Below are 12,331 nucleotides of genomic sequence, written 5' to 3'. Positions count from 1 at the left end.
CGGCCACGACCAGGCATGAAACGGCCGCAATCGATTTCGACGTAAGGATCCAATGACCTCCTCTTCTTCCCCTTCCCAGGACGCGCGGGACGCACGGGACGTGCAGGACTCGCAGAGCTTCACCGAGAGCCTCCGGGCCGACGCCCTGATGGAAGAGGACGTCGCCTGGAGCCACGAGGTCGACGGAGACCGGGACGGCGAGCAGTTCGAACGCTCCGAACGCGCGGCCCTGCGCCGCGTGGCCGGCCTCTCCACCGAGCTCGAAGACGTCACCGAGGTCGAGTACCGCCAGCTGCGCCTGGAGCGCGTCGTGCTGGTGGGCGTCTGGACCTCCGGAACGGTGCAGGACGCCGAGAACTCCCTCGCGGAGCTCGCGGCCCTCGCCGAGACGGCGGGCGCCCTCGTACTCGACGGTGTGATCCAGCGCCGCGACAAGCCGGACCCGGCCACCTTCATCGGCTCGGGCAAGGCCCGCGAACTGCGCGACATCGTGCTGGAGAGCGGCGCCGACACGGTCGTCTGCGACGGCGAGCTCAGCCCCGGCCAGCTCATCGCCCTCGAAGACGTCGTCAAGGTCAAGGTGGTCGACCGGACCGCCCTGATCCTCGACATCTTCGCCCAGCACGCCAAGTCCCGAGAGGGCAAGGCGCAGGTCGCCCTCGCGCAGATGCAGTACATGCTGCCGCGGCTGCGCGGCTGGGGTCAGTCGCTGTCCCGGCAGATGGGTGGCGGCGGCGGTGGCGGCATGGCCACCCGAGGCCCCGGTGAGACCAAGATCGAGACCGACCGGCGCCGGATCCGCGAGAAGATGGCGAAGATGCGCCGGGAGATCGCGGAGATGAAGACCGGCCGCGACATCAAGCGGCAGGAAAGGCGCCGCAACAAGGTGCCCTCGGTCGCCATCGCCGGCTACACCAACGCCGGCAAGTCCTCGCTGCTCAACCGCCTCACGGGCGCGGGCGTGCTGGTGGAGAACGCGCTGTTCGCCACCCTCGACCCGACCGTCCGCCGGGCCGAGACCCCCTCCGGCCGGATCTACACGCTGGCCGACACGGTCGGCTTCGTCCGGCACCTGCCCCACCACCTGGTCGAGGCGTTCCGCTCCACGATGGAGGAGGTCGGCGACTCCGACCTCATCCTGCACATCGTGGACGGCTCGCACCCGGCGCCGGAGGAGCAGCTGGCGGCCGTGCGCGAGGTCATCCGCGAGGTCGGCGCGGTCAACGTGCCCGAGATCGTGGTGATCAACAAGGCCGACGCCGCAGACCCGCTCGTACTCCAGCGCCTGCTGCGCATCGAACGGCACTCCATCGCCGTCTCGGCGCGTACGGGCCAGGGCATCGCGGAGCTCCTCGCGCTCATCGACGCCGAGCTGCCGCGGCCCGAGGTCGAGGTCGAGGCGCTCGTGCCGTACACGCGCGGCTCGCTCGTCGCCCGGGCGCACGCCGAGGGCGAGGTGATCTCCGAGGAGCACACCCCGGAGGGCACCCTGCTGAAGGTGCGGGTCCACCAGGAACTGGCCTCGGACCTGGCGCCGTACGTACCCGCGAAGCGGTAACGGACGACCGGGTACACGGCGGACACACGGCGGAGGGCCCCCTGCGGTGCAGGGGGCCCTCCGTTTTCGCGTGCGCGGGCGGGGTTACTTGAACTTGGCGCTCACCGCATCGAAGACGCCCTTGGCCTCCGGGCCGAGCCGGGGTCCGGCCAGCCAGCCCGCCTTGGCGGGGCCGATCGACGTGTTCGACACCAGCGCCGGCTTGCCGTCGCTGCCCGCGGCCACCCAGCCGCCGCCGGAGGAGCCGCCGGTCATCGTGCAGCCGATGCGGTACATCACCGGGGCGTTCGCGGTCAGCGAGAGCCGGCCCGGCTTGTCGGCGCACTGGTAGGCCTTCTGGCCGTCGAACGGGGCCGCCGCCGGGTAGCCGGTCGCCGTGATGCTCGCGACCTTCGGCACCGCCGGGGCGTTGAACTCCACCGGGAGCGCCGCGCCGACCGTCTCCTCCAGGGACTTGCCGGTGCTCTTCTCCGGCGTCACGTGCAGCACGGCGAAGTCGTACGGGGCGCCCGCGCCACCGGTCGGACCGCCGTTCGCGATCCACTGGTCCGAGGTCTGCGCCCAGTCGCTCCACCACACGCCGTAGGGGGCCACCTGCTCGCGCGGGGCACCCTTGAGCTGCGCGGCAGGCTTGCCGGCGTTGTTGTACGAGGGGACGAAGGCGATGTTGCGGTACCAGCCGCCGGACTTGCCCGCGTGCACGCAGTGGCCGGCCGTCCAGACCATGTTGGACTTGCCGGGGTGGGCCGGGTCCTTCACCACGGTCGCCGAGCAGACCATCGAGCCCTCGGGTCCGTCGAAGAACACCTTGCCGGAGACGGGAACGCTGCTGTGGTACGGCGCGTTGGCGGCCTTGGCCTGCACCGGCACGGGGGTCGGGTCGGTGACGCCCTGGTCCTTGCCGGCGTCGGGGTCGACGGCCGGGGGCTGCGGGGTCTTGTCGGCCTCACGCATCCGGTCCGGGTTCCACAGGTCCTCGATGATCGGGTTGACGTAGTCGCCCGCCTCGCGGAGCCAGTCCTCCTGCTTCCAGTTCTTCCACGCACCCCCCTTCCACTTGTCCAGGTCGAAGCCGTGCTGCTTGAGCCTCTCCTTGAGCTGGTCCGGGATCTTGACGGTCCCGTCGGCCTCGGTGGGGAGGCTCGCCGCCACGGTCGGCTTGGCGTCGCCGCCGGCCTCCCCGTCGCCGGGTCCGCAGGCCGCGGCGGTCATGGCGAGTGCCGCCGCGCACAGGATCGCGGTGACCGGTCGGTTCGGGCGCATGTCGTGAATCCCCCTGGTGATTCCGGATGTCAGACGCGGTGCAGTTGAAGTACTAGGGACACGCGGGGTGCGCGTCCCGAGTTCAGCACCCCACTATGCCGCTGCCGTTGGGGACGGCACAGGCCGGGGCCGCGGTTCCGGAACCGGGGGCGCCGAGCGGTCCCGGACCCCGGGACGCCGCCGACTCCGGGCGAAACCGGGGCGAACTCCCGGCGGGACAAGGATCTTGGGGTCACCCGTGATCCGCCGCCGTCACCGTCGTTGGTACGTACGGGGGATGGGGGGCGGCGTCCGTGTTCGAGGCGCGATCCGATGGAGCAGTCCGTGCGGGAGGTCCGACAGTCGTGGCTTTGACCGAGCAGGAAGCGGCCGCCGCGCAGGTGCCGTCGCAGGGAAGCAGGGCCGTGGGACCCGGCGGGGCGGAGGGCATCCTGCGGCGCCAGGCCCTGCGGGAGTCCGCCGCCCGGACGTACGCGCGCTCGCTGCCCATCGTCCCCGTGCGCGCGCGGGGGCTGACCATCGAGGGCGCGGACGGGCGGCGCTACCTGGACTGCCTCTCCGGGGCCGGCACCCTCGCGCTGGGGCACAACCACCCCGTGGTGCTCGAAGCCGTACGGGGCGTCCTCGACTCGGGAGCCCCGCTGCACGTCCTGGATCTCGCCACCCCGGTCAAGGACGCCTTCACCACGGAGCTGTTCGCCTGCCTCCCGCCCGAACTGGCCGCCGACGCCCGCGTCCAGTTCTGCGGGCCCGCAGGGACGGATGCGGTGGAGGCCGCGCTCAAGCTGGTCCGGACCGCCACCGGGCGTTCGGGGCTGCTCGCCTTCACGGGGGCCTACCACGGGATGACCGCCGGGGCGCTGGGCGCCTCGGGCGGAGCGCCGGACGTACGGGTGACCCGGCTGCCGTTCCCGCAGGACTTCCGCTGCCCGTTCGGGGTCGGCGGCCCCGAGGGCGCGCGGCTCGGGGCGCGTTGGACCGAGAGCCTGCTCGACGACCCCAAGGGCGGGGTGCCGACGCCCGCGGCGATGATCGTCGAGCCGGTGCAGGGCGAGGGCGGGGTGCTCCCGGCCCCGGACGCCTGGCTGCGGCGGATGCGCGAGATCACGCAGGCCCGGGACATCCCGCTGATCGCCGACGAGGTGCAGACGGGCGTGGGCCGCACCGGCGCGTTCTGGGGCGTCGACCACGCCGGGGTGGTGCCGGACGTGATGGTCCTGTCCAAGGCGATCGGCGGCAGCCTCCCGCTGGCGGTGATCGTGTACCGCTCGGGTCTGGACGTCTGGGCCCCCGGGGCGCACGCCGGCACGTTCCGGGGCAACCAGCTGGCGATGGCGGCCGGGACGGCCACCCTGGCGTACGTAAGGAAGAACCGTCTCGCCGAGCGCGCCGGGACCCTGGGCGAGCGGATGCTGACCGCCCTGCGCGGCCTGGCCTGCGAGCACCCCTGCGTCGGGGACGTCCGGGGCCGCGGCCTGATGATCGGCCTGGAACTCGTCGACCCGGAGACCGGGGCCGCGGCGCCGGCCCTCGCCGCGGCGGTGCGCCAGGAGTGCCTGGACCGCGGCCTGATCGTCGAACTCGGCGGCCGGGGCGCCAGTGTGGTGCGCCTGCTGCCCCCGCTGACCCTGACCGACGACCAGGCCGCGGCGGTCCTGGACCGCCTGGCGGACGCCATCCCGGCGGCCGCCACCCGACACCTCCACTGACCGCAAGGACAGCGTCATGCCCGAAGCCCCCCTCTCCACGCCGACCACCGCCCCTGACGCCCCCGGCGGGAGCGCCCTGGCGGCCAGACCCGAGGCGGCCGACCGGCTCGCCGCCCCCGCCCGCGAAGCCGCCCCGACGCAGACGGCCGGGACCGGAGCCGGGACGGCGGCCGTCGCTGAGGCCGGGACCGCGGCCGGGACCGCGGCCGGGGCGGAGGTCCGCGGGGGCAGCGTGCCGCGCCAGGGCAGCGGGGAGCTGTGGCCCCGGATCGGCATCGGCGCCGCGGCCCCGACGGCCGACCCCCTGGACCACCCCGATCCCGGCGTCGCCGCCGAGGCCGCCGCCGTGGAGAACCTGCTGCGGTGCTGGGTCCGGGAGAACGGGACCGGGCGCCCGGCAGTGGGCGTGGGCGTGCTGCGCGTCCCCCTCCCCGCCTCCGGCACCGCCCTGCTCGCCGCCGTCCGCCACTGGTCCGCCACCGGGTGGCACCGCTTCGGCCCCGCCCGGCTCGAAGGCGCGCCCGCGCACGCCCCCGCCCTGGACGCCGTCACCCTCGCCTCGCTGCTCGCCCGCGAGGGCGACACCGCTAGGCGCGGCGGCGCCGATCTCGTCGGCCGGGTCGCGGACTCGGTGCGCCGCACCGCCGAGTTCATCGCCGACCGGCGCGCACGGCCCACCCCGCCCGAGCCCGTCGCCGGTGACCTCTTCCTCACCGCCGAACAGTCCCTCCTCCTCGGCCACCCCCTCCAGCCGGACCCCAAGAGCCGCGAAGGACTCTCCGAGGCCGAGATCCGCCACTACTCACCCGAACTCCACGGCTCCTTCCCCCTGCACTGGCTCGCCGTCGCCCCCTCCGCCCTCGCCACCGACTCCGCCTGGACCGAACGCGGCCGCCCCGTGTCCGCCGCCCGGCTCCTCGGCCGGCTCACCCCCGGACTCCCGCTGCCCGACGGCACGACCCCCCTTCCCCTGCACCCCTGGCAGGCCCGCGACCTGCTCCAGCGCCCCGCCGTCACCGCCCTCCGCGAGGCGGGACTCCTCTACGACCTCGGCCCGTTCGGCGAGCCCTGGCACCCCACCTCCTCCGTGCGCACCGTCCACCGCCCCGGCGCCCCCGCGATGCTCAAGCTCTCCCTGGGACTGCGCATCACCAACTCCCGCCGCGAGAACCTCCGCAAGGAACTCCACCGCGGCGTCGAGGTGCACCGGCTGCTCCGCACCGGCCTCGCGGAACAGTGGCAGGCGGCCCACCCCGGCTTCGACATCGTGCGCGACCCCGCCTGGATCGCCGTCGACGCCCCGGACGGCACCCCCGTGCCCGGACTCGACGCCGTGCTGCGACACAACCCCTTCCGCTCCCACGACGACGCCGTCTGCATCGCCGCACTCACCTCGCCCCGCCCCTGGCCGGGCCGGACCACCATGCGCTCCCGGCTCGCCGAGACCGTCTCCCGGCTCGCCGCCAGCACCGGACGCCCCACCGCCGCTGTCGCCGCCGAGTGGTTCCTGCGCTACCTCGACCACGTCGTCCTGCCGGTCCTCGCCTTCGACGCGCTCGCCGGCATCGCCCTCGAAGCGCACCAGCAGAACACGCTGGTCCTCCTCGACCCGGCCGGCTGGCCCGCCGGCGGCCGCTACCGCGACAACCAGGGCTACTACTTCCGCGCCTCCCGCCGCGCGGAACTGGAGCGCCGGCTCCCCGGCATCGGCAGCGCCAGCGACACCTTCGTCTCCGACGCCGTCACCGACGAACGCTTCACCTACTACCTCGGCATCAACAACGTCCTCGGCCTCATCGGCGCCTTCGGATCCCAGCGACTCGCCGACGAACGCGTCCTGCTCGCCGCCTTCCGCCGGTTCCTCGGCAAGGCCTCCGGACTCGGACCGCTGCCCGCCCGGCTGCTCGACTCACCCACCCTGCGCTGCAAGGCGAACCTGCTGACCCGCCTGGGCGGCCTCGACGAGCTCGTCGGACCCGTGGACTCCCAGTCCGTCTACGTCACCATCGCCAACCCCCTTCACGATTGAGTGCCGATGCCCCCCACCGACACGTCCCCGTACGCGCCCACCGCCACCGCAACCGCCATCGCCACCGTCGACCCCGCCACCGCGGGCATCCGGATCCCCGGACGGCGGCTCACCGCGCGGCTGCTGCCCCTGCTCGCCGAGGCCGAACTGCTCGACTCCCCGGCCGGCTGGGGCACCGCCGCCACCCCCGCCGGACCCTTCCGACTCGAACCCCTGCGCCTCGGCCGCGACCTGGAGCTGCTGACCGGCTGGATGAACGACCCCGAGGTGGCCGCCTACTGGGAGCTCGCCGGCCCCGCCGCCGTCACCGCCGCCCACGTACGCGCCCAGCTCGACGGGAACGGCCACAGCATCCCCTGCCTCGGCCTCCTCGACGGCACGCCGATGAGCTACTGGGAGATCTACCGGGCCGACCTCGACCCGCTCTCCCGCCACTACCCGGCGCGCCCCCACGACACGGGTATCCACCTGCTCATCGGAGACGGCACGAACCGCGGCCGCGGTCTGGGCACGGCCCTGCTGCGCGCCGTCGCCGACCTGGTGCTCGACAACCGCCCCCGCTGCGCCCGTGTCATCGCCGAACCGGACATCCGCAACACCCCCTCCGTCTCAGCCTTCCTCAACTCCGGATTCCGCTGCTCCGCGGAGATCGACCTCCCCGGGAAGCGGGCGGCGCTGATGATCCGCGAGCGAGCCCTGCGCAACCTCATCTGATCCATCAGACCCTCCCCGTTCACGCCTCACCCTTCGAAAACTCTGCGTCGCGCAGCAAAGTTCCCGAGCCCGAGGAGTCCCGTGCCGAATTTCCCCGAAGCCGCTGACTCCGCCGGCCACCCGTTCGCGGAAGCTGTCGTTCCGCCGTCCCCCCAGCACCCCTGCACGCCCCCCGAGCTCACCACCGCGACCTGGGAGTCCGCCGCCCGCCGGCTCCTCGCCAAGATGCTGGCCGAGTTCGCCTACGAGGAGATCCTCACCCCCTTGCGGGCCCCCGCCCCGGCCACCGCCGCCGGCGACGCCTGGCAGCTGACCCTCGACGACGGCAGCAGCCTCGGCTTCCGCGCCCGCCGCCGCGCGTACGGGAGCTGGCACGTCGCCCCCGACACCATCACGCTCACCCCGCCGCCCCCGTCCACGGAGCCCCCGACCGCTTTCGGTGACCCGTACGCCTTCCTCGTCCGCACCCGCGCCCTCCTCGGCCTCGACGGCGCCACCCTCGGCCACCTCGTCCGCGAGCTCAGCGCCACCCTCGCCGCCGACGCCCGGATCGAGCACACCGCGCTCACCGCCGACGTCCTCGCCGACCTCGACCACGCCGAGCTCGAAGGCCACCAGACCGGCCACCCCTGGCTGGTCCTCAACAAGGGCCGCATGGGACTGTCCGCGACCGACACCGCCGCCTGGGCCCCCGAGGCCCGCACCCGCCAGCGGCTGCCCTGGCTCGCCGCCCACACCTCCCTCGCGGCCTACCGCGGCACGGCCGGCCTGGAAGACCCGGCCCGCCTCTACGCCCAAGAGCTCGACCCCGTCACCCGGGCCGCCTTCGACCGGATCCTGCGCGCCCGCGGCCTCGATCCGCTCGGCTACCTCTACCTCCCGGTCCACCCCTGGCAGTGGGACGAGATCGTGCTCCCCCTCTTCGCCCCGGCCCTCGCCTCGGGCGCCCTGGTCCCCCTCCCGGCCGACCCGGACATACGCGTCCCCCAGCAGTCCATCCGCACCTTCCTCAACCTCACCCACCCCGACCGGCACAGCGTCAAGCTGCCGCTCTCCGTCTTCAACACCCTCGTCTGGCGCGGCCTGCCCTCCGACCGCTGCGCCGCAGCCCCCGCCGTCACCGCCTGGATCCGCTCGCTCCACGACGCCGACCCCTTCCTCCGCGACGAATGCCGCGTGGTCCTCCTCGGCGAGGTCGCCTCGGTCACCGTCCGCCACCCCGTCTACGACGAGCTCCCCGAAGCCCCCTACCAGTACAAGGAGCTCCTCGGCGCGATCTGGCGCGAGCCCCTGACCGGCCGGCTCGACCCCGGTGAGCGGGCCCGTACGCTCGCCTCCCTCCTCCACGTCGACCCGCGCGGGCGCTCCTTCACCGCCGAGCTCGTCGCCCGGTCCGGGCTCGCACCGGCGGCCTGGCTCCAGCGGCTCTTCGCGGCCCTGCTGCCCCCGCTGCTCCACTTCCTCTACCGCTACGGCACCGTCTTCTCCCCGCACGGCGAGAACGCCACCGTGATCTACGACGAGCACGACGTCCCGGTCCGGATCGCCCTCAAGGACTTCGCCGACGAGGTCAACATCTGCCGCGAGCCGCTGCCCGAGCTCGCCGGCGTGCCCGCCGAGGTGCGCGCCGCGCTGCGCGACAAACCCGCGGCCTTCCTGCCCCAGTACATCCACTCCGGTCTCTTCGTCGGGGTCTTCCGCTACCTCTGCGCCCTGTGCGAGGACCGCCTCGGCGTCCCGGAGGAAGAGTTCTGGTCGCTCGTACGGGCGGAGATCCTGCGCCACCACCTCCGCTTCCCCGAGCTCAAGGAGCGCCACGCCCTCTTCGACCTGCTCGGCGAGCGCATCGGGCGGCTCTGCCTGAACCGCAACCGGCTGTACGAGGACGGCTACCGCGACCGCCCGGACCGCCCGCACGCGGTGGAGTACGGCACCGTGCCCAACCCCTTGTACCGGCCATGAATCCCGGTCGTGGCGGTCACTGTCGGTGGCGCCCCGTAGGGTTGTCATTGCTATGACGAAGCCCTCTCTCCCCGACCTGCTGCACGCCGCCGTCTCCGCCGTCGGCGGCACGGAGCGGCCCGGCCAGGTGGCCATGGCCGAAGCCGTCGCCGAAGCGATCGACGACAACACGCACCGGCTGATCCAGGCCGGCACGGGCACCGGAAAGTCCCTCGGCTACCTGGTACCGGCCCTCGCGCACGGCGAGCGCGTGGTGGTGGCCACGGCCACCCTCGCCCTCCAGCGGCAGCTGGTCGAGCGCGATCTGCCCCGGACGGTGGACGCGCTGCATCCGCAGCTGCGCCGCCGCCCTCAGTTCGCCATGCTCAAGGGCCGGTCCAACTACCTGTGCCTGCACCGGCTGCACGAGGGCGCCCCGCAGGACGAGGAGGAAGGCCTCTTCGACCAGTTCGAGGCGGCCGCCCCGACCAGCAAGCTCGGCCAGGACCTGCTGCGCCTGCGGGACTGGGCGGACGAGACCGAGACCGGCGACCGCGACGACCTCACCCCCGGCGTCTCGGACAAGGCCTGGTCGCAGATTTCCGTCTCCTCCCGGGAGTGTCTGGGCGCGACGAAGTGCGCGTACGGAGCGGAGTGCTTCGCCGAGGCCGCCCGCGAGCGGGCCAAGCTGGCCGACGTGGTCGTCACCAACCACGCGCTGCTCGCCATCGACGCCATCGAAGGCGCCCCGGTGCTGCCGCAGCACGAGGTGCTGATCGTGGACGAGGCGCACGAGCTGGTCTCCCGGGTGACCGGGGTCGCCACCGGCGAGCTCACCCCCGGCCAGGTCAACCGGGCCGTGAAGCGCGCCGCCAAGCTGGTCGACGAGAAGACCGCGGACTCGCTCCAGACCGCGTCCGAATCGTTCGAGCGGGTCATGGAGCTGGCGCTCCCCGGCCGGCTGGAGGAGGTTCCCGAGGACCTCGGGTACGCGCTGGCGGCCCTGCGGGACGCGGCGCGCAACGTCATCTCGGCGATGGGCGCGACCCGCGACAAGTCGGTCCACGACGAGGACGCCGTCCGCAAGCAGGCACTGGCCGCGGTGGAGGGCGTCCACGCGGTGGCCGAGCGGATCCTGCTCGGCTCCGAGTACGACGTCGTCTGGTACGAGCGACACGACCGCTTCGGGGCCAGCCTGCGCGTCGCCCCGCTGTCGGTGTCCGGGCTGCTGCGCGAGAAGCTGTTCGAGGACCGCTCGGTGGTCCTCACCTCGGCGACCCTCAAGCTGGGCGGCGATTTCAACGGGGTCGCGGCCTCGCTGGGCCTGTCCGCGGAAGGGGTCGAGGGGGAGGACGCCCCGGTCTGGAAGGGCCTGGACGTAGGCTCGCCGTTCGACTATCCCAAGCAGGGCATCCTCTACGTCGCGAAGCACCTGGCCACGCCCGGCCGCGAGGGCACGCGCGGCGACATGATGGACGAGCTCGCCGAGCTGATCGAGGCGGCCGGCGGCCGCACGCTCGGCCTGTTCTCCTCCATGCGGGGTGCGAAGGCCGCGGCCGAGGAGCTGCGCGGCAGGCTGGACAACCCGATCCTGCTCCAGGGCGAGGAGACCCTGGGCGAGCTGATCAAGGCGTTCGCGGCGGACCCGAAGACGTGTCTGTTCGGGACGCTGTCGCTCTGGCAGGGCGTGGACGTGCCCGGTCCCAGCTGCCAGCTCGTGATCATGGACCGCATCCCGTTCCCGCGGCCGGACGATCCGCTGATGAGCGCCCGGCAGAAGTCGGTCGAGCAGCACGGGGGCAACGGCTTCATGGCCGTCGCCGCCACACATGCGGCGCTGCTGATGGCCCAGGGTGCGGGCCGGCTCGTACGGGCCTCCGGCGACCGGGGCGTCGTCGCGGTCCTGGACCCCCGGCTGGCCACGGCCCGGTACGGGAGTTTCCTGCGGGCCACGCTGCCGGACTTCTGGTACACCACGGACCGCAACCAGGTGCGCCGCTCACTGGCCGCCATCGACGCCGCAGCTCAGGCTGACGGGAAGTAGCAGTCCGCACGGGACGAAAACAACCCCCGGGACCGGCGCAGTGGGTCCCGGGGGTTGGCTAGGAAGGGGCGCGCGGTCAGACCCGGCGCAATACCGCGACGACCTTGCCGAGGATGGTCGCCTCGTCACCGGGGATCGGCTGGTAGGCGGCGTTGTGCGGGAGCAGCCAGACGTGCCCGTCCTCGCGCTTGAAGCGCTTGACCGTGGCCTCGCCGTCGAGCATCGCGGCCACGATGTCGCCGTTCTCCGCGACCGGCTGGCGACGGACCGTGACCCAGTCGCCGTCACAGATGGCCGCTTCGATCATCGAGTCGCCGACGACCTTCAGCACGAAGAGCTCACCGTCGCCCACGAGCTGGCGGGGGAGCGGGAACACGTCCTCCACCGACTCCTCGGCGAGGATCGGGCCGCCGGCCGCGATCCGGCCGACCAGCGGGACGTACGAGGCGGCGGGCTTGCCGGTGGTGTCCGTGGGCTGCGAGCTGGGCTGGTCGGAGCCGCGGACCTCGTACGCCCGGGGGCGGTGCGGGTCCCGGCGCAGGAAGCCCTTACGCTCCAGGGCCATCAGCTGGTGGGCCACCGACGAGGTGCTGGACAGGCCGACCGCCTGGCCGATCTCCCGCATCGACGGCGGGTAGCCGCGGCGCTGCACCGAGTCGCGGATGACCTCGATGACCCTTCGCTGCCGGTCCGTGAGCCCGGAGCTGTCGGCGCGGATGCCTGGAGGCCGCCCTGGCAGCGAGCGTGCGGCGCGCGTGGGCTCCGCCTCCGGGTTCAGACTTGCGTCGTTCATGGGATGCACCGGCTCGAGTCGGCTCTGGGAGCGGTTCTGGGCAGTGATGGTGGCACTGTCTGCGGTGGTGGTCACGTCGGCGGCCCCTCTCGAAATGTTCTCCCTAGCTGGACAACGGTAGTTGCTTTCGAAAGGTTGCGCCAAACACACGTTCGAGTGAAAAATCGCGGATCGTCCAACCTGGGCACATCGAGGGGTGTATGGACGATCGGTCCGCCGAACGCGGGTTCGGTCCGGCGTCCGCTGGTTACGGTACCCTTCCCGATCGGATCGCCGCCTT

The 12,331-nt window shown here is 73.2% G+C and carries 8 protein-coding genes; 6 read left to right on the top strand and 2 right to left on the bottom strand.

Annotation, left to right across the window (positions count from 1 at the left end; all coding sequences use genetic code 11):
* Window positions 1–52: 52 nt before the first annotated feature.
* Window positions 53–1,558 (top strand): GTPase HflX, encoded by a 1,506-nt coding sequence (hflX, locus tag CP980_RS08600; RefSeq protein ID WP_132759225.1) that lies wholly within the window; start codon window positions 53–55, stop codon window positions 1,556–1,558.
* Window positions 1,559–1,642: 84 nt separating this feature from the next.
* Here the strand turns inward: hflX and CP980_RS08595 are convergent, their stop codons facing one another.
* On the bottom strand, window positions 1,643–2,821 hold the full coding sequence (locus CP980_RS08595) for a hypothetical protein (protein ID WP_132759224.1): 1,179 nt from the start codon (window positions 2,819–2,821) through the stop codon (window positions 1,643–1,645).
* Between the two features lie 380 nt (window positions 2,822–3,201).
* Here CP980_RS08595 and CP980_RS08590 point away from each other — a divergent pair, with 380 nt between their 5' ends.
* From CP980_RS08590 to CP980_RS08570, 5 genes are all read left to right on the top strand, one after another.
* Window positions 3,202–4,530, top strand: coding sequence for a diaminobutyrate--2-oxoglutarate transaminase family protein (locus CP980_RS08590; protein ID WP_150530175.1), 1,329 nt, complete (start codon window positions 3,202–3,204; stop codon window positions 4,528–4,530).
* Between the two features lie 16 nt (window positions 4,531–4,546).
* Window positions 4,547–6,559: an IucA/IucC family protein gene (locus tag CP980_RS08585; protein ID WP_150527900.1), complete on the top strand. Its 2,013-nt coding sequence runs from the start codon at window positions 4,547–4,549 to the stop codon at window positions 6,557–6,559.
* 6 nt (window positions 6,560–6,565) lie between these two features.
* Window positions 6,566–7,273: a GNAT family N-acetyltransferase gene (locus CP980_RS08580; protein ID WP_150527899.1), complete on the top strand. Its 708-nt coding sequence runs from the start codon at window positions 6,566–6,568 to the stop codon at window positions 7,271–7,273.
* An 81-nt stretch (window positions 7,274–7,354) separates the two neighbouring features.
* Window positions 7,355–9,235 (top strand): IucA/IucC family protein, encoded by a 1,881-nt coding sequence (locus CP980_RS08575; RefSeq protein ID WP_229907204.1) that lies wholly within the window; start codon window positions 7,355–7,357, stop codon window positions 9,233–9,235.
* A 52-nt stretch (window positions 9,236–9,287) separates the two neighbouring features.
* On the top strand, window positions 9,288–11,258 hold the full coding sequence (locus CP980_RS08570) for an ATP-dependent DNA helicase (protein WP_150527898.1): 1,971 nt from the start codon (window positions 9,288–9,290) through the stop codon (window positions 11,256–11,258).
* A 76-nt stretch (window positions 11,259–11,334) separates the two neighbouring features.
* On the opposite strand, the gene lexA is transcribed toward CP980_RS08570, so the two are convergent.
* On the bottom strand, window positions 11,335–12,126 hold the full coding sequence (gene lexA, locus CP980_RS08565; protein ID WP_099889140.1) for a transcriptional repressor LexA: 792 nt from the start codon (window positions 12,124–12,126) through the stop codon (window positions 11,335–11,337).
* Window positions 12,127–12,331 lie beyond the last annotated feature (205 nt).

This window comes from Streptomyces vinaceus (assembly GCF_008704935.1).
Taxonomy (GTDB): domain Bacteria; phylum Actinomycetota; class Actinomycetes; order Streptomycetales; family Streptomycetaceae; genus Streptomyces; species Streptomyces vinaceus.
The sequence above is the reverse complement of the archived record's forward strand: the minus strand, read 5'-3'. Positions and strand labels throughout refer to the sequence as shown.